The sequence below is a fragment of the uncultured Acetobacterium sp. genome, from assembly GCF_927416815.1.
In the GTDB taxonomy this organism is placed as follows: domain Bacteria; phylum Bacillota; class Clostridia; order Eubacteriales; family Eubacteriaceae; genus Acetobacterium.
Window position 1 is genome coordinate 1 of sequence record NZ_CAKMJU010000085.1, and the last position, 22,024, is coordinate 22,024.

Consider the following 22,024-nt stretch of genomic DNA (forward strand, 5'->3'; position numbering starts at 1 on the left):
ATGAGCTTATTTGTTGAACAATTAAATTTGGTAGGCTCTAGAAAGTCTACACTGTTAAAAAATCAACTCCAGCAATGGATTGACTCTCAGGCCTCTTTTATAAAGGCTTTGTTTGGTCAATTAAGCTGGGAAAGTTGAGTAATATTGTAATTACTATTGTATTTTCAACATCATTGTACTCGTATTCATTAAGCCTGTCAATACTTTTTTTAGTAAATTTTGTCATTTAATCTAATTTTGATAGCTTTGTGTTCGTTTACATTTTGTGTTTGTCGGAAGAATCTCTGTTTTTCATTATCTATCAATACTCCTGCTTTAGTAATAGCTTCTCTTCAATCCATCGTTGCGCATCATCATGATCATGTTACCGCTTCTGCCGTTACTAAAAGTTATCTTTAATTACTTTGACATCTCTGTCGTTTATACTATAATTTTATATCAGATGACAAATACTAATCCTAGATTAAAAGAAGTCCAATCACAGGTGATACGATGACCAATCAACCCGAAATAAAACTATCCGTTCGTAATCTAGTGGAGTTTATGCTCCGCTCCGGAAATATCGACTCCCAATTTATCAGTAATGCCAGCGCTCTGGAAGGAACCCGAGCCCACCAGAAAATTCAGAGAGACAATCAGGATAAGGGCTATACCCCTGAGGTATCGCTAAAATACAGCCTTGCATACGAAGGCTTCAGCTTCCGGATCGAAGGCCGGGCCGACGGCATCATCGCCACCGATACCGGGATTATCGTAGACGAGATCAAGTCTACCAACCGGCCACTGGAATACATCGACGAAGACTACAGCAAAACCCATTGGGCTCAGGCTAAATGCTATGCCTTTATTTATGCCGTCCAGAATGAGCTAGCAGAAATCGGCGTCCAGCTAACCTATTTTCAACTGGACAGCGATGCGATCAAGCAGTTTCTAAAAGTCTTTAGCCAGAACGAACTGACTGCCTTTTTTTACAATCTGATCGATCAATACCTGGTCTGGGCCCGTCTGACTGGCAACTGGGTGCCCCAGCGAAATGCCGCCATCAAGACCCTGGATTTTCCCTTTGAGGGCTATCGCCGGGGCCAGCGGGAAATGGCGGTGGCGGTTTATAAAACCATCGCCGAACATCAAAAACTGTTTGTTCAGGCGCCCACCGGGATCGGGAAAACGATGTCGACCCTGTTTCCCGCCATCAAATCGATGGCCGAAGGGCATACTGCTAAAATTTTTTATCTGACTGCCAAAACCATTGTCCGGGAGGTGGCTGAAGAAGCCTTTGCCAAAATGGCGGATCAGGGGCTGGCTTTTAAAAGCATCACCCTCACCGCCAAGGATAAAATCTGTTTTCAGGCAGAAACCATCTGCGATCCCGATCACTGCGACTACGCCCGGGGTCATTTCGACCGGGTTAACGCCGCCATTCTTGATATCCTGGCGCAGGAAAACCGCTTGACCCGGCCGATCATTGAAAGCTATGCTCACAAGCATCAGGTCTGCCCCTTTGAATTCTCCCTCGATTTAACACTCTTTAGTGACTGCGTAATCTGTGATTACAATTATGTCTTTGACCCCCGGGTTTACCTCAAGCGGTTCTTTACCGATAACGGGGGCGACTACACCTTTCTAATTGATGAGGCCCACAATCTGGTCGACCGGGCTCGGTCGATGTTTTCGGCGGCGCTTTATAAAAAACCGATTCTGGAGCTAAAGCGCTTGTTTAAGGATCGTGATCCCGGTATCGCCAAGGCTCTAGGCAAGCTCAATGCCCATATGATTGGCCTGCGGAAACTGGCTGAAGCCAACCAGTATTATCGCCAGCCGGAAGCTCCCAAAGATTTTTTTTCGTTGTTGATGCAGTTTATTCATCTGGCCGAAGCATGGCTGGTAAAAAACGAGGGCAACGAATCCCACGAACAGCTGCTAGAACTGTATTTCAACGCCTTGACCTTTATGCGCACCGCCGAATTTTACGATCACCGCTATCTGACCTATGTTGAAAACAGCAACGGCGATACCAAGATAAAACTCTTTTGTCTCGACCCCTCCCACCTGCTGGGCGAAGCGATCAAACGCGGGCGGGCGGCGATCTTTTTTTCTGCCACCCTGTCCCCGCTGGACTATTTTGCAGAAATTCTGGGCGGTAACCCCGACAGCTATAAGATCAGCCTGCCCTCGCCCTTTGATGTTAAAAACCGGGAACTACTGATTGACGATACCATTTCAACCACCTTCCGGAACCGCGAAAAAACCTACCCTGTCATTGCCGACCGGATTAAAACGGTGCTGGCGCAACACCCCGGCAACTATCTGGTCTATTTTCCCTCCTATAAATATCTAAACGCGGTATTTGAGATTTTTAGCGAAACCTACCCCGAGATCATCACAATCCGGCAAACCCCGGAAATGAACGAGGATGACCGGGAGCTGTTCCTGGGTCAGTTCCGGCCGGAACCCGGCACTACCCCGGCCGGGATGCTGGGCTTCGGCGTACTAGGCGGGATCTTTTCCGAAGGCGTGGATTTAAAAAACGAGGGCCTGATCGGCGCCATTATTGTCGGGGTGGGTTTGCCACAGATCTGTTTTGAGCGCAATATCATCCGCGATTATTTCAATCAAAAGAACCACGCCGGTTATGAATATTCCTATCTCTACCCCGGCATGAACAAGGTGCTTCAGGCCGCCGGACGAGTGATTAGGACCGAGACCGACCGTGGCGTGATCGTCCTCATCGATGAGCGCTTTGGTAGCTCCAGCTATCGCCAACTGTTTCCCCGGGAATGGTTTCCTCATCGCCAGATCCGGTCTGAGGCGGATTTGAAAAAATCCTTGCAAGATTTTTGGAGCCAATCGTAATGCTGGCGTGATCACCCAAAAACAAAAAAACATCTGCCGGGGAAAACCAGTAGATGTTTTTACTTTATTTTTAGTGAATTTTTTATCAAAGCAGCGGTAAGATTTGATTTCGGTTTTGATTGAGCTAGGACTTTTCCTTGCCCTCGACAAACCACTTGGGTTCTTCATAATAGAGGCAGACTTCTTTATTCTGAATCCGGCAGGTATAGCGAATTCCCTGTCCGCCGACCTTCAGGGAAACCCCCGGGCGCATATCCAGAACCCGGTCGATTATAAAAACCCGACCGTCTTCCCATAAAACCTTCAAGGGAATAATTTTTCCATCTTCTTCGAATTTTGCAATTACCTGGACAAATTTTTTTATCGCCATTCTCTAACATCTCCTTTAAAAATATCCAATCGGATGAATGATGTGATCTTTTTTGGGGTCCAGGCCACTCATCTGATCTCCGATCGTCACAGCCCGCCGCAGTGCCAGATTACCAAAACGCTTACGTAATTGATCGACAGTCTCATCAAGCCGGGCTTGCCGCACCCGGATAATCTCATTACTAAACAGATCCAGCTGAATCGGGGTTGAGTCGGGCACCAAATCGGTGACGCGAACCCCCATCGAGCGGATATCTGAGCTGAAATCATAATTATTTTCAAACAGTGCAATGGCCGCTTCCGCTATTTCCCGGGTTAGATCCGATGGCTTGGCCAGTTTCACTTGCCGGGTGAAACTGTGCAATTCTTTGTTCCTTACATGGATCGCCACAGTCAGGCAATAGCAACCGGTTTCCCGTAACCGCATCGCTACACTTTCAGTCAGCATATAGATGATCAATTTGACATCCTTCAGGTCTTTTAAATCCCGGGGAGTGGTGATGCTGTTACCAATGCTTTTGAGGATCCGTTCGTTGCCGTTATAATGCTCGTCAAAAGATTTGACAGGGCTGTCATCTTGGCCATTGGCAAACCGCCATAACACCGCTCCCATTTTGCCAAATTGAAGAACCAGAAAATCCAGGGATGTTTGGGCCAATTGTCCAATTGTATAGATGCCGTATTTGATTAGCTTTTTCTTAGTAGATCGCCCCACATAGAGGAGATCCCCGACTTCCTGCTGCCAGACAATTTTTTTATAATTATCGCGGGTAATGACGGTGATGGCATTGGGTTTCTGATAGTCCGAACCAAACTTGGCAAAGATCTTGTTCCAGGAAACCCCGATGGAAACGGTGATTCCCAACTCGTCCTGGATATCCCGACTGATTTTTTCGGCGATCACCCGGCCGCTTCCGTGAATCTGGGCACTGTTGGTAACGTCCAACCAGGCTTCGTCGAGACCGAAGGGCTCGACCTGATCGGAATAGCGGTTGTAGATTTTTCGAGCCAGCCGGGAGAAACGCAGATACAATTGATAATTGGGCGGCATCACCACCAGCTCAGGACATTTCCCCCGAGCCTGCCATAAAACTTCCCCGGTTTTAACCCCAGCTTCCTTGGCTTTCTGGTTCTTGGCCAGAATAATCCCATGGCGTTTCTCGGGGTTTCCGCCCACTGCCACCGGGAGATTTCTGATTTCGGGATGATATAAACATTCTACATTGGCATAAAAGCTGTTTATATCTGAGTGTAAAATAATTCGTTCCACGGCTCACCTTTTTATCTACCTCAATCAAATTAGTACATATGTTCTATAGTTATTTTATACCCACCGATGGCCTTTGTCAATGAATAAATTATATGACTCGCCAATTTGAAATTATTCACTACCGCCGATCTATCCCTAAAAAATGCCAGGGCATTCACTAGCTCTGGCGTTTTCGATTTGCACCGTCTCCTCTGGAATTACCCGGAAATTAAAATAGCCGGAGAAAGTTCTCCGACTATGGTTAGGCTTTATTTTAAATTAGATGGATTGGTTTGATCAGAGTTTAATTATTTTCCGGCATTGATCAGATCGAGTTCCGCGGTAATCGCTTCATAAACGCCGGGGTAGACGCTACCGGGGCCGCCCTGAGTAATGCAGGGAATGTAGTAGTGGTTGCCGCAGCGGGCGACCGCTTTGCGGACTTCAGCTCCAACGCTTTCCTGGGTCCAGTTTTCATCATCAATCAGGGAGTTGTCGATATCGCCCATAAACGAAATCTGGCCGCCATACTTTTTAATCAGCTCAGGTACATTATTGTTAGAAATACAGCCTTGCCAGATATCGATGCCCATTTCAATCATGTGGGGTACTAAATTAGCGGCATAGGAATCACTATGATGAACCACCAGCTCGACCCCGTTGGCCTTATAGAAGCCGTAGATTTTCTGATAAGCTGGAACGATAAATTCAGCAAACATTTCCGGAGCCATAAACGAATTCAGGGAGCTGCCCCAATCGTCATGATGGAAGAGACAGTCGGGTTTGTAATATTTGATCAGTTCAGCGGCATAGCGAAGTTCATATTCGACGATGTAGTCAATCAGGGCATGCATTTCTTCGGGTTCTTCATAAAAGGCCATCAGACAATCTTCCATTCCCATTAAATGATGACATTGTTCAAAGACGCCAGGGGCGACAAAGATGGTAGCAAAGACTTCGTTGCGGTCAATCGCTTCAACGGCCGGTAAAAACGGCGCCCAGGCTTCGGCTGGCAAGTCTGTTTTAGGTGCCTTAACAACGTCCCGCCATTTGGTGATATCCTGGAGAACCTTGTGTTCCTTGTCGTGTAAGGGAAATCCTCCGGGGGTGCCGGCTGGCCAGGCAAAGGTAATGCCCCAGGCATTTTTGACCGGTTCACCACCGGGCATAGGCATGCTGCCCTGGCCGGTAATTGGATCACCCATGATCATTCCGTAAATGGCATCCGTACACACAAAGGCCTCATACTGATTGACAAAGCGGTCCGGATTGCCACCTTTAATCGTTTCCAGTAGGTTCTGTCGTTTCGTAAGCATAAATCATTTCCTCCTATCAAATATTGGTGATATACATTTTAAATGCGTGTATATTTGTAAAATTAATTATATCATCAGTTTTAATGCATTACAAGCATTACTTAACCGGTTAAACTTATATCTTTGATGTCGTTATCATCGGCTTTATAATGGTGTTTCACAAATCCTTCTTTGAATCAGGCGCTTCCTGACCCAAAGGGGCATTATGCCCGTATTCTATTATTTTAAATATAATTAAGAAAATCACCCGGGTTGACTATTCGACCTTTGACCGGATCTGCTTTTTAATAATCGTATGTGATCAGATTTTCTTTGCTGCTATTTTCTTTGCTGCTATTTTCTTTGATATTCTTTTCGATTACATCCTTAATGAACACCGTCACCAGAGCCGGATCAAATTGACTGCCAGCATGGCGCTTTAGCTCGTCAATGGCTTCCTGCTCCGTCATTGCCTGACGATAAGAGCGATCCTGGGTCATCGCATCGTAGGCATCTACAATCGCCAGAATCCGGGCTAATAAGGGGATTTCCTCGGCTTTGAGACCCTGTGGATAGCCATTACCATCCCAGCGTTCATGGTGACAGAGAATATATTCAGAGATCTTACGCAGTTCTGGCACCGTCTGGGCAATCCGATAGCCAACCTCGGGATGCTTTTTGATTTCTGCCCATTCGTCATCGGTTAGGGGGGTGTTTTTCAGGAGCAGCTTGCTGTCGATACTGATTTTGCCGATATCGTGGAGGGTGGCCACCAGTTCTAGGGACACCAGCTCCTCCTGATCCAATTCCAATACCTGACCCAGCTGCTTAGCCAGATCGGCCATCCGCTCAGCGTGTTCCTCGGTTTCATTGCTTTTTTCAAACAGGGTGGTCTTAATCGAATTCATCACGGCCGAATGAAAGCTCTTATATTCCAACAGCTTTTTCCGGTACATTGATTCCTCGGCCAGTTTAAATATTTTTTCAAAGGATTCATGTTCATTAGCCTTGGTGGCAAAGCCAAGCGCGATGCTGGTCACGATCAGTTCATTGTCCAGCTTGTAGCCTTCATCACAGGATTTTTTAATTTTTTCAACCAGAACCCCGGCTTCCCGATAGGTGGTCTGGGGCAACAGCATGACAAACTCATCCCCGCCGGTGCGCACCAGCATATCTTGTGGCCGGGCACAGTCTTTCATGATCTTGCCGATGCTGATTAACAGTTTGTCCCCTTCGCCGTGGCCAAAGGCATCATTGATCAGTTTAAGCCCATTGATATCTCCGATAATCATTGACAAAGGTAGATAATCGGGATGATCCAGCCGCTGTCGTTCCGCTTCGTAATAACTGCGGTTATGGAGCCCGGTGAGAATGTCGTGCTGGCTTAGATAGAGGATCTCAGCTTCATTTTTCTTGCGATCGGTAATATCCCGGCTGATCCCAATTAAGCCCAGGTTCTCTCCGTTTTGATCATAATAGGGGGTTTTTAGGGTTTCCAGATAAACTTTTCGACCATCCGGATAGGTAACCAGTTCCTCGTTTCGGCGGGACTTTTTTTCGCGCATCATGATCTCATCCATGGTTCGAAACAGGGTCGCCGTTTCCTGGTCAAAGAGATCCGCATCAGTAAGACCCATCAATTCATCCATAGTTTTACCGGCAAAAGCTTCAAATGCTTTGTTGCAGCCTAAATAAACGCTCTTATGATCTTTATAAAAAACCAGATCCGGAACAGAGTCCAGCAGTGACCGCAATAGCGATTCTTTTTTTTGATATTCATAATAAAGGTTTTTATAGTTTTCCCTGCTTTCCAATAGATTTTTTTCGGCTTCCCGGTTTTTCAAGCCTTGGAACATCACCAGGCACAGCAGCATGGATCCCAGGGGATAGATAATCAGCACCGGCAGTGTGATCGCCTGGAGAACTCCAACCCCCTGTTGGTTAGGCAGGGTCAGCATGTCGGCCAGCATGACGAGATGGATCAGCACCCCAAACAGGTACAGCTCCGGCCAGACCTTGTGAGGCTTTTTCAGGATCGCGGGCATCCGGTAGCGATACCAGATCAGGCCAATTGTGGCAGAGGTCATCGTCACCAGCACCCCGGTGAGGGCTCCGCCGCCGCCTAAATAAATCCGATAGGCCGAGATCATCAGGGCGGCAATGATGGTGGGTAGATAGCCCAAAAAGAGTCCGGAAACACTGATCAAAATGGATCGGGTATCAAAGATTATACCATTTGAAAAGCTGACGGTATTCATCATCAGCAGAATCCCCACCCCACCCAGGAAAATACCAAGAACAACCTCCAGCCATTTTTTCCGGCTGTTGATGCGGATAAAAAAAGATTATAAACAATGCTGATCGAAAGCAGCAGGGCCGTATTGAATAACAGATCCTTGATCAGTTCAGCTGACATGGTCTCACCTCTTTTCGAGTTGGGCTTTATGATTGTTATTATACCCGCTTCAGATGGTTTAATCCATGTGTTTTAATGAACCGCAACTATAAAAAAGATTGATCGTGACAGTCCTAGCCACGATCAATCTTTTATCACATGAAACGGGGACGTTTCTGTCATATCGTTTGTAATAACCTAAGGCTATCACAAAGAAAACTGCTCTTCTTATCCTTTGGAAACGCTCGTGCTTTCCTCAATCTCCCGCTGTTTCTTTTTTGTTAACTTCTTCAGTACTGTCTGATAAGCTAATTGAATACAATCAATTAAAACCGCCTCTGGCACATTACCATCAAGCATAATTGAATTCCAATGCTGTTTGTTCATATAATATCCGGGAATAATATCCAGATACCGTGAGCGAAGAATTTCACCGTCACCGGGTGGCAGTTTGACTGTCAATAATGAGTCTCCAACCTTATTTTCGCCACGCATGGCAAACATCACATCCCCTACAAAGTATCGAACCGCATCCCATTCGTGTTGATAATCCCGGGATGTGCCGGGCAAAATTGACACTGTTTTTTCAATTAGTTCATCCCATTTTTCACAAGGTTTCATCTTGTCTCCTTCCAAGTTTTTAGGGTATTAGGATTCATCTTAATACCTGTTATCTTCTCGATTATACTCGAAAATCATGCGTTTATCGATATTCTGAATGGTTTTTTCAATAATATCTAGATTATACACGAACTTAACCAAGCCTATGTGATTCAATCACATAAATAAATTCATAACCATGCTATACTAATAATACAAGATACTGTCTGGTATTGGAATTGATTATAAAAAATTTACTAACCCTAGACGGGGTTCAAATTTAATCCAGCGATGAATAATCGAAAAGAAGTGGAGGTATCTGATATGAAAAATTCAACCCTTGTTATTCTTGGGGTAAGCTTAGCTACGGTCTTGTTGATTCTGATTGGCATGATCGGCTATATTATATTTTTGCTGTCAAATAACGGCAGTTCTCAGCAAAACTTTCAAAACAGATCCGGCGGGATGATGGGTTCCGAGATAATGGGTTCAGGAATGATGAATTCGGGCATGATGCATGCTACAATCGAAAGTGAACATGATTTTTTAGTACATATGATTGCCCATCATGAGGAAGCGGTGGCATCCGCCACGATCCTTAAAGAAAAGACTGACCGTAACGAGATGAAAAATTTCGCTGACGATATTATCAAAACCCAGACAGCGGAAATCGAACAAATGAAGATCTGGCTCGAAATCTGGTATCCCAACCAGGATCATCAGGTTAATTACCAGCCAATGATGCGGGATCTTACCGGTCTTCAGGGTGATGCCCTGGATCAGGCCTTCCTGCAAGATATGATTTTCCATCATATGGATGCGGTGATGATGTCCCAACAACTGATCACCAGCGGATATGCCGACCATCAGGAAATTATTCCTTTTGCCGAAACCATCCGCGATACCCAGCGTAATGAAATTCATATGATGCGTAATTGGTTAGCCGAATGGTTCTAGTCCTATCTTCTATTTCCATTGTACAAACTTAGCTTGAATTAACCGAAATAACTCCAGAACAGGGCTATACATTAACAAAGCCATTCTCCCTTGGGCGAATGGCTTTGTTTTCGGTTCTTATCGATTTTCCTGAACAAATTTGATCATCCCACTGACATCGCAATGACCCGCATAGCAGTGCGCACTGGTTCGAAGCATCCCCTGGACAATCAGGTAGACCGGCTACTGCTGTCTGTTGCCGGGTCAAAATTCGCTTGTCCAGCTTGCCCCGCCTAGCCCATCCCATTAGCCGCATTCAAAAAGCGTCGTTGATAGGAAACAACCTGATTGGCGCTGGTAAAACGAGCCAGATATCGAGGCTCAGCCGTTACCACCACCCGTCCAGCCATATCGCTATATTCATTGGTCGACAGCAAGCGATCGATGTCCGGGTAGTTGTCATTGCCATCGATGCTGCAAACAATCAGGCGGGTGTCCGGCAGATTGCTCTCGCGCAGCAACCGCAAATTTTGTCGCACTGCATCCAATCCATCCGCTCCTTCGTGCGTCCTGAATTGCCGGTGTTTTAAAATGCTTTCAGCTTCGTTAAAGACGGTATCAAGATCCATATTTGCTTGATTTCCTGGCAAATAATCCTTATCCACCATAAATTCCCGTAACTGTTCGAGATATTTTTTATCGGCGGTGTTCTGATACAATTTAAGATAATGATCGATCGTCTTCGACTGGATCAAACGATGGCGGATGAAACTGTTAATAAAATATGGCCGAGCCTGAAGCGCCAGCGCAGCCTGCCAGGGTTCAAACATCAGGGTGAAATTGACCCGGAAACCGTGTTCCCGTAGCAGCAGTGCCAGTCGATGACCCCTAAAAGCATCCTCAGTAGCAGGGCTATTGTAGTGCATATTGAGTCGCTTGTCGCCCGCGAGCAAGTTACCCACATTACTAGCATTGACCACTCCAGTATGGGGCACCTTGATGACTACCCGATATTCGCTGAGCATTTCCCTGAACTTCTCAGCCTCTTCTAACAGTTCACTGTCACTTTTCCCGAAAGGATCGTTAAGTTCCACACTGATATCTGCGCCGGAACCAAGAATCCGGCCGATTTCCGCCATCACCTCATCCCGGGTCTTAAAATGATTCCCCACATTGGCATCGGGATTGTTGATGAATAAATCATAAATGATTCCCGGATTACAAGTCAGGTTGGCGATATAATCCCTAATTGGGGCAATCTCGTAGGGATTGGCACTATCAGCGGAAAACAAGACTTTGGTGGGTCTGAGGCAATTGTTTTTATCATAGCTGATATCCCGAACCAGATCCACTCGTAAAACCCGTTCTGCAAAGCTCAAAACGACCTTAAATCCCGCTGGGATTTCTTGCTCCGGCACGGGAAAGGTTTCAATCACCTTCCGGAACGCCCTGGTAACCCCAATTCGATCCGCCCGTCCGCTTAACTGAGAAATTTCTGCGAATGTCAGCGGTAAATTTTTTACCCGCGCGAGCAGCGACTCTTCGCCGCTGACTCCGGGCAAACCCAGATCATTGATAGTCCAATTGATATTCATAATTTCTCCTTTGCGTGTGAACATGACCAGTCCATACTATGCTATTTTTTAAAAATGCATGGGAGCAACAAGTTTGTAACTCCACATGCAAAGAGCCTTTTCAATCTTCAAGAAAGGCTGGTACCATTCCGATTTCACGCATGATCGGCAGTGCCGAGATGATTTCCGGTGCTGCTCGAGTTCCAATGAGATCTGCTCCCGCCAAAATAAAGGCGTATGCATTCTGAGGCCGCGGAAATTTCACCCCCGAAACCTTGAGCTTAACCGGTGTGCCTGCACATGCTTTCTTGGCGATCAGAAATTGTTCCATACTCGGCCCTTCAAACTGACCGGTGGCGGTTTTCATATAATCAATTTTGCATTCCACCAGCAGCTCACAGGCAATTTTTATTTCATCATCACTTAAAAAAGCCATATCCAGAATACCTTTAGTAAGCACCTGATCACCAGCTGCTCCCTTGAACCGTTTAAGCTCATCCCGAACTACCGCCAGATTGTGATCCTTCAAGGCGCCCAAATTCAGACACATATCAATCGATTTGGCTCCCAATTGAACCGCTTCCTTGGCTTCGAATTCCTTTGTTTGCGGGGTTGCACTACCCCAGGCAAAGTTAATCCCGCAGGCCGGCAAGACATCGGATCCGGCTAAGGCATCAACCAGCACCGGCACCCAGAAAGGGCTGGAGACATACATTGCAGCACAATTCCATGTTCTTGCTTCTGCTGCGCCATCCAGAACTTTCTGTGTGGTTGTATCTTTGGGAAGAATTGCATAGTCAAACAACTTCCCCATGCTTTTTTGATCCATTTTTGATAAATCTACCATTTTTTTCTCCCTTTCTATCAGACTTTCGTTTAAAGCTGGATGGACTGAGACCCGGAGGCCTGAAAATCCATCTGTCCGGCTTATCTTTAACGGAATCAAAGGCTACCCGCTAATTTGTGACAATCAAACCGGTTAACAGTTTTTAGAAGAATCTCCCATTTAAGGCGTCGTAGACATCGTTAAAACGTTTATAAGCTTTATCATAGGCTTCAAAATTAGATGGATTCGGCATAAAGGTCTGTGAAATTTTAACCGCGCGATCCACCGCTTCGTGGGGATTCTGATAGGCACCAACTCCGATTCCGGCATACAAAGCCGCTCCCAGACAGCCGGTTTCACTGGTTGAAAGCAGGAGAATCGGTTGTTTTGTGATATCCGATAGCATCTGACTCCACATAGGAGATTTGGCAGCCCCTCCGGTCAGGCGAATGCCATTGAGCTTGATGCCGGCTTCCATTTCGGCATTGATGATGTCGTACATTTCATAACAGATGCCTTCCATCACTGCCCGAGCCATGTCCGCCTTGGTGGTTCCCAGACTCATCCCGATAAAGGTGGCCCGAGCCTTATCATTGAGTTTCGCCCCGGAAACCCCCTGGAGATAAGGCAGGAAGGTAATCCCGTTGGCTCCGATCGGTGAACATTCAATTTCCTGATTAATCAGTACATAGGGATCGATTTTGGTCAATTGACCAGAGAATTTTTCCAGATCGCAAAAAGTATCCCGAAACCAGCGATACGCCGAGGCTGAGGTATTGGCAAAGGCTTCAATGGTAAAGTTACCCACACCATGATTCCCCTTGACCACCAGACGGGCTTTAGGGTCACGGATTGATTTGTCGGAGATAACAAAACAGGAACCGAAGGTACCCATAACCATGACGGCGGTACCATCATCGACCCCGCCCGAACCAAAGGTATTACAGTTTTGATCGTGGGCGCCGATGGAAATCGGGGTTCCTTCAGCCAAGCCAGTTTTTTCGGCCACTTCGGCAGTAATATGACCCACCACTTTTCCAGGTTCGGAGACAATTTTTGCCCGTTTACTTAAGGGAATCCCCAATAGGTCATGGTGTTTCTGGGACCATTCGGCCTTGTCGATGTCCATCATCCCTTCCCGGCTGGCCGAGGAATAATCGGTATAGTAGCCATCAGCCCCCAATTCCTTGAGGAAGTAATCTTGATGGGTGGAGAACATCGCTGTTTTTTCCCAGTTTTCTGGTTCATTTTGTTTGAGCCAGACCAGCTTGGCCACACTGAAGCACATTCCCAGCGGATCTCCTGTGATTTTATAATGTTCCTCCCGGGAAATCTGTTCTTCCAGCCAGCAGATTTCCTGGCTCCCGCCGCGGAGATCCTGCCATCCCACAAAGGGACGCAACAGTTTTCCGTTTTCGTCGAGTAAACCGATGACGGATCCCTGAGAGGACAACCCCACCCCAATGATTTCGCTAGGATCGACTTTAGATTTACTGATCGCATCTTTACAAGTGGCAAATAAAGCTGGGGTTATGTCTTCTGGAATTTGTTCCACCCAACCTTCTTTGGGGTAATAACAGGGATACTCCCGATAGTCGCTAGCCATCAAATTTCCTTCTAGATCAAAAACGCATACCTTACAACCCGTCGTACCAGCATCCATACCAACTAAATACTTTCCCATGATACTCTCCTTTTTTAGTCTTCTTTATGCTCCGGACACAAGCCACATCTGCGCATGTCCGCCACCGCATCCAATATTTCGGCTGCTCCCTGAGTTCCGATTAACTCTGCTCCGGCAGCGAAAAATGCAAAGGCATTCTGGGGACGTGGCACCTTGACCCCGGCTACCTTCACCTTTGTATTTGTTCCTTCAAGGGCATCCACCATCAGTAACACATCTGAGACAGATGGCCCGGCATACTGACCAGTGGATGTTTTTACCCAATCAATTCCGGCTTCTGCCACCAGTTTTGTTGCTGTGACAATCTCGTCTTTGGTCAGCAGACAGGTTTCAATGATCATTTTCGTTATAACCGAACCAGCAGCTTTCTTGTAGTCTCTAAATTCCTGCAATACCTCATCGTACTTCTTATCTTTAAGTGCCCCAACATTCATGCAATTATCTAGCACCGTTGCTCCCAGACGAACCGCTTCTTCGGTTTCAAAGGCTTTAACACTACTACTCTGTTGACCAAAAGGAAAACCAATGGCCGCTCCGACAAGCAAATCGGTTCCTGCCAATTCTTCCACAACCACCGGGGTCCAATAGGATGATGAAAAGCAAAAGGCCTTGGCATTGTATTTGATGGCATCTCGGCAGGCCTGTCGAATCTGCGGTTCCGTCGAGTTTTTCGGAAGCAGCGAATAATCAAATAGCTTACCCATGTCCCATTTTGTCATTCTTGATAAATCAATCATTTCTTAATTCCTCGTTTTGTATTCGTTTACAACGCGTATGCTGGAACCACCCCGATTTCCCGCATGGTATCCAAAGCGTCGATGATTTCTGGTGCAGACCGGGAACCAATCAGTTCAGCGCCGGCCATCAGAAAGACATAGGCATTTTGCGCTCGTGGAAATTTTACTCCCGAGACCTTTACCTTGGTTTGGGAATCCTTCAAAGTGTTCACCATCATGCGAACCTGTTCCAATGACATTCCGTTGTACTGTCCCGATGATGATTTAGCCCAATCGATTTCTGCTTCTTCAATAAGTTGACAAGCCGTTTTGATTTCTTCATCAGTGAGCATTTCAGCTTCGATGATCATTTTTGTCACGACCGGACCAGCGGCCTTCTTGTAGTCTTTAAATTCCTGAAGAATTTCTTTGTATTTTTTGTCTTTTAGTGCGCCCACATTCATACAATTGTCGAGCACCGTCGCTCCCCAGCGAACCGCTTCTTCGGCTTCAAAAGCCTTGACGGCACTACTCTGTTGACCAAACGGAAAGCCGATACCAGCCCCGACTAGTAAATCCGTTCCCCTGAGTTCTTCCGCCACCACCTTTGTCCAGTAGGATGAAGAAAAGCAAAAGGCTTTGCAATTATATTTAATTGCCACCTTGCATTCACCTCGGATGGTTTCCTCCGTAGTATCTTTTGGCAAAATGGCATAATCAAAGCATTTTCCCAGATCCCATTTTGTCATTTTTGTGAAATCAATCATATAATCCCCCCATTTCTAATTCTTCAGAACACCTTTGCACTGCATGTTAGACTAGTCATGACTGGTATTATTCTTATTGTAACTAGATATGACTAGTATGTCAAGCGAATTGTTACCCTTGTTTCAATAAAAAAAGCACTGAAGCTCCGTGTTAATCGGATTTCAGCGCTTTTTCCATCTGGATAATTATGGTTTAGAAACAATTCTTATATTCAAATTTTAGTTTAATCTTATCACCGCGAAAAACCACCTTGGAGTATTCATAGGGTGTATCATGCTGATCATAGAGCACATCTTCAAGAACCAGGAGCGGATAACCGGGCTCCACCTCAAAGAGGGTGCTTTCCGTTTCAGTGGCTGTTGCTGATTCCAGGGTTTCGATAACCCGCAGTGGCTTTAAGCCCCGTTGCTGTTCAAGCAGCACACAGAGTTGTTCGCGCTCCAGGATATTATTTTCCAAATTTGCACAAAGAGCCACCGGTATATAGGAATAGTGCAGACTGATTGGCTGTCCCTTTAAAAAACGCAGGCGCCGTATTTGGACAATTGGGGTTCCCGCTGGACAACTTAAACGTCGACTGATCCGGCCTTCAGCTGCCACCGTTTCAATTCCTAGTACTTCTGTTGATATTTCGTAACCCATCCGCTCCAATTGTTCTCGAAATCCCATGTATGCCAGCGATTCGGTTTCAATTTTGGCATCAGCTACGAAGGTTCCTTTTCCTGGCACCCGGTAAAGCAATCCATCCCGAACCAGCTGTGAGCAAGCCGAGCGAATCGTCATCCGACTGACACCAAACATTTTGTTGAGCTCACTCTCCGATGGAATGGCCGTATGGGGCTTCCATTCACCACCCTCAATTTTATTGCGGATTAATTCCTCTAACTGAACATACAATGGTTTGGGATTTTTTCTTCTGATATTTTCCATGACTTCTCCTCTATTTTTACGTTCCATCCGTTCTGATACAACTTTATTATTTAATCCTGCTCTAAACCACTGCCTAATAAAAGTATAACGCTTATACAATTGTCAGTCTATCCATGTGATGCAGTGGAACCAGATCAATTTCACGCATCTGATCAAAAGTTCTGCAACAGTAGACACTGTTATTACGCATGATCATAACTAGCTATAACTAGTATACTCCCGTGATGATATAAAGTCAAGATACTTAATTTAAATAGGCTGAAAGCCAGATTAAACGTCGCAAAAGCCATTCTCCTAAATGGAGAATGGCTTTACTTATTTGTTCTGCTATCAATCAATGGCGTGTTTTTGCAGATAATTGATCCTGACGCCGTTTCACGTTAACTATAAGTGCAATAACGCCTTAATCTTTCGGTCGGTTCACATCAGTAATAAACTTAACTGATTTTCTTACTGCTCGACTTCTGAGGTTTTATCATCTACAACATCTTCTAGAATTGTATCATCTAATCTTGCTTCATTGATCATCAATACTATTTTATCAGCTTCTATTTCTGTTTCAATTCCATCAGGATAATTGATATCACCGACGCAAATTTTGTCATCCAAATTAAGATCCGTTACATCGATTTCAAGATAATCAGGAATATCCTGCGGTAATCCAGTTACAAGTATTTTGTCCATTTGCTGAACAATATGAAGTTTTTTTAATTCCATTGCTTCCTTGCCAACGATTCTAATATTAAGATCGAACTTAATTGGTTCGGTAATTGAGACCTGCTGAAAAACAACATTTAAAAGATCATTCTTTATTGGCGAATACTGCATCTCTTTGATCATTACCGGAAATGATTCTTGCCCCTCAAGATCGAGAGTAAATAAATAGTTTTTTCCATACTTAAATACGTTTTTCATCAATTCATCTTTTTTAATTTTTACTGAAACTGATTCGAGACCTTTTCTATTAATGGCTCCAGGGATATAACCTATTTTTCTTAGTTTTTTACCTGCATTGCCACTCATTTGCTCTCTTTTGTCAATCGCAATTGTTACTTTTTCATTCATTTTCTTTTCTCCTCTCTTGATAAACTCTCACATAATATTATTTGGGTTATTCTCTTTGAAAAATTTCAATTAAAACCCTGACGAACTATTCTTTTTAGTGTTTTTTTATTATGTTTTATTAATTATACCAAATAAATGAATCAATATCAAGTTTTTTAAGAAAAATTCAACAGAAAGCCTGACATTCCCTGCATATGCTTCTTCTAAAAGCAGAAGTGGTCAACGATGGCGCCGAAGTGTTTGAATATTTTTGCTATCAGGGGAATTTTGCCAACCGGGAGAGTGGTAATCCGGTGGTGATAATTCTGGATCTCAAGCTTCCCAAAGTGGACGGCCTTGAAGTATTGAAGCAAATCAAGAGCGAACCAAAATTACATCTGATTCCGGTTGTGATATTAACCTCTTAAAATGAAGAATTAGGGACAAAGGTTATCAGCTCTGATGCCCGGCCATCGCAAAACTATAAGAGCAGAGTACGGATGGCTATTTTGGCGAGCTGTTTTTTCAATCGAAGCTAGTCTGATGAAGATGCAATACCATAGGATAATTGACATCAAAAAAATGGAACCAGCGTTGTGGGGTTTAAATCCATGATAATTTTTTTAATCCGCAGTCCTTATTATCTGGTGTCCGACTGTAAAAAGTCCAGGCTGGTTAAACCGATTGACGGGTTAACCGTTTAATTTTTCAATGCGGCGATTTTTTCATCCCGATTCATCAGATAGCCGCTGATGGGCTGTTTTCGCACCTCAATTCAAACAAAAAAAAGCTTTTAATCCGTAAAATACGGATCAAAAGCTTTTTTGACTTAATACTTATCCATTTCATCCAAGCTAATATTAATTTCAGTTGTGGAACTTAAATTTTGTGCCATTCCTTTTTCGCTGGTATTTTTGCTGGTGCTTATTTTTGACTGTCCCCCCGATTTAAGCTTAAAAGCCCCAACCATTTGTTTGAGCATTTCAGCTTGACCGGAAAGTTCTTCACTGGCTGCCGCACTTTCTTCGGCAGTGGCTGAATTCGTTTGAACGACCTGAGAAACCTGCTCGATCCCCTGGTTGATTTGAGCAATCTCGGAAGCCTGATCATTAGAAGCTCGGGCAATTTCTGCCACTAAACCGGTAACCTTTTCGATTTCAGTTAAAATATCTTTTAAACTATCTGCTGTTTCATCGGCAATTTTCGTCCCCGCTTCGACTTTGTAAATGGAACCTTCAATCAGGCCGGTGGTTTCCTTGGCTGCTTCGGCACTTCTTGCTGCCAGGGTGCGCACTTCTTCAGCGACCACTGCAAAACCTTTGCCGTGCTGGCCAGCACGGGCTGCTTCGACGGCCGCATTAAGCGCTAAAATATTGGTCTGGAAGGCAATATCGTCAATCACTTTAATAATTTTAGAGATATTATTGGACGAATCATTGATGTCCACCATTGCAGTAACCATTTTTTTCATTTGCATGTTGCCAACTTCAGCATTGGTTCGGACGGTTCTGGCCAATTCGTTGGCCTGATTGGCATTGATGGCGTTTTTCTTGGTTTCATCGGCCACTTCTTCAATCGAAGCGGTTAGTTCCTGGATCGAACTAGCCTGTTCGGTGGTGCCCTGGGACAAGGCCTGACCGCCATCAGAGATCTGCTGTGAACCGATTTCCACCTGACCGGCGGCAATGTTGATGTCACTCATGACATCATTGAGGGACGCGATAATCACGTTGATCGCATTCGAAATTTTGATAAAATCGCCACGGTATTCGCGAGCATTGTCAATATCCAAATTCTTCTCGGCTAGTTGCTCCATTTTGGTTGATATTTCACCAATGATCGCATCGAGACGGGTGGCCGTATTGTTGACTGATTCCTTCAAACGATTAAAATCGCCCTGATACGATCCCGTTACTAAGACCTGGAGGTTTCCGTTTGAGATGGCTTCCATCACGGTCATAACCTCGTTTGTTGGTTTGGCGACTTCAACCAGAATATCATTCATGCCGCTGACCAGTTCTTTCCAAGCGCCGCTGAATTTATCAGTATCTGCCTGAGTGGTTAAATGTCCTTCAATGGCTGCCTGGGTCAGCAAACCGGCATCTTCAATCATGGTGTTTACCGCATCTATTAATGTATTGAGATTGTTCTTAAGATCATTAAAGTCGCCTTTGTAGGCATCGGTAATCATTGGCGGAATATCACCCTTGCTGATCCGATCAATATATGTTGCCGCACCTTGTAGCGGACCGACCATGGCATCTAGAGTATCATTAATCCCTTCAATAATTCTAGCAAAATCGCCGTCATGTTTACCGGCATCGGCCCGGATATCCAATCTTCCTTCGATACCGGCGCTCTTTAACATCTCGGTATCTTCAAACAGGGCGTTTACTGCATCAATTAATGTATTGAGATTGTTGATCAGTTCGTTAAAATCTCCATTGTAGGACTCCGTTATTTTGGCTGGTATGTGACCCTTACTGATCCGGTTAATATAGTCAGCGGCCACGTCAAGTGGTCCTACCACAGCATCCAGCGTTGCATTAATACCCTGAACAATTTCTTTAAAACCACCATCAAAGTTATCAGCTTTGCCGCGAGTCTTTAGTTGTCCCGCCACCGCTGCCTGGGAAAGCATGGTTGTCTCGGCAATCAAACCACGGATGGTTTCAATGGTCAATTTCAAAGCCGGGGCAATTTCATCTTCGGGATCGCGAACTTCAATATTAGCGGAGACATCCCCGGCCGCGATCTGGTTCATCGTCCCGATGACGACGTTCTGCAGATCATCGGCAAGCTGATTCATCGATGCTGACATTTCACCAATTTCATCCTTACTGTCAATTTTTAGCCGCATCCCTAAATGTCCGATGGTTATTTCTTTGATCATCTGATTGACTGCGATAATCGGTTTTGTTATTTTTCGGGCTAATAAATAGGCTGCCACACCGCCGATTAACAGAATCACGGTAGCGATAATCAGAATAATATTGCGCAAATTATTCATTGCCGCTAAAACATCACTTTCATATTTAGCAACAATCAGGCTCCAGTCGGTCCCGGGAATCGGTGCTGTCGCGGCAATTTTCGTATCCCCATTCAAACCATAGGACAGCATCCCCGTTTGTGCGGTTCCTAGTTCCTTAAAGGCAAGTCCAAAGCTTTTCCAGGGTCCATTGTTTTCAATATCGGTAAAAACATTGGCCTGATCGAGAACGTTCTTTTGATCCGGATGAGCCATAATTGCCCCTTCGGAGTTGACAACAAAACCGTATTCTCTAACCCCATCACCCATGGCATTGGTGGTGTCCTCTAAAAAGGTAGGGTCTCTCCGTCCGATCACTAAGCCAATTACCTGGCCACTGTTCACAATGGGGGCTACCTCAAAAACACAGGGTGCTTTGGTTACTCTACTAATGGCCACATTGGAAATAGCTGTTTCCCCTTTAAAACCATTTTCGTACCAAAATTGCCCTTCCGATTTAAATTCACCTCCGCCGATAATATATTTAGCGTTGCCATTCATATCCATCACAGCGATGTCCTGATACCCCAAGCGTTCGACATCCCCAGTTATGGTTGTAACCTGGGTGTTCCAGTCCATGGTAGCTGTTCTTGCTCTTAGCCCAATTTCCTCCAGCGTAGATAAATTGCCCTTGATAATGGCGCCAATATGGGATGCGCCCTCGATAGCATAAGCCTGGGCATCGGCATTTGATTGTTCAGTCATTGCGATTGTCCCAAAATTGATCGCTAACAAGCCCAGAACAAGTACTGAAATAGCCAGGATTAACAATGTAAACGACAATAATTTTGTCGATAAGTGCTGTTTAAACTGATTATTGCCGGATGATATTCCCTTTTTGTTTAAAATTCCCTGGAGCACTGCTTTTTCTTTCATTGATTGACCTCTTTCATCTTTATATTTTCACAAAACCCCGATCCTCTCCATGGCAAATCTCAATGGTTTATTCACACTGCCCTGAATGATTGAAATTTTGAGATTAACTTGATTTTTTAGCGAAATTTCCGATTGTTGTCTTTATTAAAAATCTCCATTGCTTCTTCTATAAGCAATGGTTTTGCATAATAATATCCCTGGTAGGCATCAAAACAAAAATGCTTCAGACATTCTTGTTGTTGATAATTCTCCACGCCTTCAACCGTTACTTTAAGGTTCATCCCTTTTGCCAGTGACGCCATCGCATTAATGACCAGCAAGTCTTTCTGTGAATATGGCAGATTACGGATAAACGATTGATCAATTTTGATCCGATCAAACTTCAGATTGACTAACTTTTCAAACGAAGAAAAACCAGTGCCGAAATCATCAATTGATATTTTGATCCCCAGGTCACTAAGCAGGTCTATCTTCTTTTCAATCATTTCAAAATTATTAAAATAATAGGTCTCGGTTATTTCAAACTCCAATTTTTTCAGAAGGTTTTCATTCTCTTTAAATAATTGTCTGAGAAAGGGGATAAATTCTTCGTTTATTAAATCCATCACCGAAATATTAACGGCTAAATAATGGGCTTCAAAATGTTTTTTGTAACATAGCATGGTTTGCTTACACTGACGCAGCAGTTTTTTTGTTAACTGCGTGATCATCCCATCTCTTTCGGCAATTGGGATAAAGACATCGGGTGGTATGCTGCCGTATAAGGGATCATTCCAACGCATCAGTACTTCATATCCCTCTACCATTTTGCTTTCGACCGAAATAATTGGCTGGTATGCAAAAGAAATCCACTTTTCATCGGTACTGCTATGCATTGTCTG

18 protein-coding genes are annotated in these 22,024 nt (G+C 44.7%); 3 read left to right on the top strand and 15 right to left on the bottom strand.

Going from position 1 to position 22,024, the window contains the following annotated elements:
- Positions 1-492: 492 nt before the first annotated feature.
- A complete protein-coding gene (locus QZ998_RS11910; RefSeq protein ID WP_296560876.1) occupies positions 493-2,853 on the top strand; it encodes an ATP-dependent DNA helicase in 2,361 nt (786 codons plus the stop codon).
- Between the two features lie 124 nt (positions 2,854-2,977).
- On the opposite strand, the gene QZ998_RS11915 is transcribed toward QZ998_RS11910, so the two are convergent.
- From QZ998_RS11915 to QZ998_RS11940, 6 genes are all read right to left on the bottom strand, one after another.
- Positions 2,978-3,223, bottom strand: a complete 246-nt coding sequence (locus QZ998_RS11915) for a hypothetical protein (protein ID WP_296560878.1) — start codon at positions 3,221-3,223, stop codon at positions 2,978-2,980.
- Positions 3,224-3,238: 15 nt separating this feature from the next.
- Positions 3,239-4,492, bottom strand: coding sequence for a DNA polymerase IV (gene dinB, locus QZ998_RS11920; protein WP_296560880.1), 1,254 nt, complete (start codon positions 4,490-4,492; stop codon positions 3,239-3,241).
- 287 nt (positions 4,493-4,779) lie between these two features.
- The gene (locus tag QZ998_RS11925; protein ID WP_296560882.1) at positions 4,780-5,787 is read right to left on the bottom strand and encodes a uroporphyrinogen decarboxylase family protein; all 1,008 of its coding nucleotides are present in this window, start codon (positions 5,785-5,787) and stop codon (positions 4,780-4,782) included.
- Positions 5,788-6,071: 284 nt separating this feature from the next.
- A complete protein-coding gene (locus QZ998_RS11930) occupies positions 6,072-8,024 on the bottom strand; it encodes an HD domain-containing phosphohydrolase (protein ID WP_296560884.1) in 1,953 nt (650 codons plus the stop codon).
- A 2-nt stretch (positions 8,025-8,026) separates the two neighbouring features.
- Positions 8,027-8,182 carry a hypothetical protein gene (locus QZ998_RS11935; RefSeq protein WP_296560885.1) on the bottom strand — a complete coding sequence of 52 codons (156 nt, stop codon included), beginning with the start codon at positions 8,180-8,182 and terminating at the stop codon, positions 8,027-8,029.
- A 207-nt stretch (positions 8,183-8,389) separates the two neighbouring features.
- On the bottom strand, positions 8,390-8,782 hold the full coding sequence (locus QZ998_RS11940; protein ID WP_296560886.1) for an MmcQ/YjbR family DNA-binding protein: 393 nt from the start codon (positions 8,780-8,782) through the stop codon (positions 8,390-8,392).
- Positions 8,783-9,085: 303 nt separating this feature from the next.
- Between QZ998_RS11940 and QZ998_RS11945 the strand changes: the two genes are divergently transcribed.
- Complete coding sequence (locus QZ998_RS11945) at positions 9,086-9,718, top strand: DUF305 domain-containing protein (protein ID WP_296560888.1); 633 nt, start codon at positions 9,086-9,088, stop codon at positions 9,716-9,718.
- 272 nt (positions 9,719-9,990) lie between these two features.
- Here the strand turns inward: QZ998_RS11945 and QZ998_RS11950 are convergent, their stop codons facing one another.
- From QZ998_RS11950 to QZ998_RS11980, 7 genes are all read right to left on the bottom strand, one after another.
- Positions 9,991-11,292, bottom strand: coding sequence for a transaldolase family protein (locus QZ998_RS11950; protein ID WP_296560890.1), 1,302 nt, complete (start codon positions 11,290-11,292; stop codon positions 9,991-9,993).
- 100 nt (positions 11,293-11,392) lie between these two features.
- The gene (gene deoC / locus QZ998_RS11955; RefSeq protein WP_296560892.1) at positions 11,393-12,118 is read right to left on the bottom strand and encodes a deoxyribose-phosphate aldolase; all 726 of its coding nucleotides are present in this window, start codon (positions 12,116-12,118) and stop codon (positions 11,393-11,395) included.
- A gap of 142 nt (positions 12,119-12,260) precedes the next feature.
- Entirely contained in the window at positions 12,261-13,781 is a 1,521-nt protein-coding gene (locus tag QZ998_RS11960) for an FGGY family carbohydrate kinase (protein WP_296560894.1), read from the bottom strand.
- A gap of 14 nt (positions 13,782-13,795) precedes the next feature.
- On the bottom strand, positions 13,796-14,518 hold the full coding sequence (deoC, locus tag QZ998_RS11965; protein ID WP_296560896.1) for a deoxyribose-phosphate aldolase: 723 nt from the start codon (positions 14,516-14,518) through the stop codon (positions 13,796-13,798).
- A gap of 26 nt (positions 14,519-14,544) precedes the next feature.
- On the bottom strand, positions 14,545-15,264 hold the full coding sequence (gene deoC / locus QZ998_RS11970) for a deoxyribose-phosphate aldolase (RefSeq protein ID WP_296560898.1): 720 nt from the start codon (positions 15,262-15,264) through the stop codon (positions 14,545-14,547).
- Positions 15,265-15,457: 193 nt separating this feature from the next.
- Positions 15,458-16,195 carry a GntR family transcriptional regulator gene (locus tag QZ998_RS11975; protein ID WP_296560899.1) on the bottom strand — a complete coding sequence of 246 codons (738 nt, stop codon included), beginning with the start codon at positions 16,193-16,195 and terminating at the stop codon, positions 15,458-15,460.
- Between the two features lie 450 nt (positions 16,196-16,645).
- Positions 16,646-17,260, bottom strand: a complete 615-nt coding sequence (locus QZ998_RS11980; RefSeq protein ID WP_296560900.1) for a 50S ribosomal protein L25 — start codon at positions 17,258-17,260, stop codon at positions 16,646-16,648.
- 194 nt (positions 17,261-17,454) lie between these two features.
- Here QZ998_RS11980 and QZ998_RS11985 point away from each other — a divergent pair, with 194 nt between their 5' ends.
- Positions 17,455-17,667 carry a response regulator gene (locus tag QZ998_RS11985; RefSeq protein ID WP_296560901.1) on the top strand — a complete coding sequence of 71 codons (213 nt, stop codon included), beginning with the start codon at positions 17,455-17,457 and terminating at the stop codon, positions 17,665-17,667.
- A 401-nt stretch (positions 17,668-18,068) separates the two neighbouring features.
- Here QZ998_RS11985 and QZ998_RS11990 read toward each other — a convergent pair whose 3' ends face one another.
- Together QZ998_RS11990 and QZ998_RS11995 are read right to left on the bottom strand one after the other, a co-directional pair.
- On the bottom strand, positions 18,069-21,143 hold the full coding sequence (locus QZ998_RS11990; RefSeq protein WP_296560902.1) for a methyl-accepting chemotaxis protein: 3,075 nt from the start codon (positions 21,141-21,143) through the stop codon (positions 18,069-18,071).
- A gap of 116 nt (positions 21,144-21,259) precedes the next feature.
- On the bottom strand, positions 21,260-22,024 hold a 765-nt coding region (locus QZ998_RS11995), incomplete at its 5' end, for an EAL domain-containing protein (RefSeq protein ID WP_296560903.1).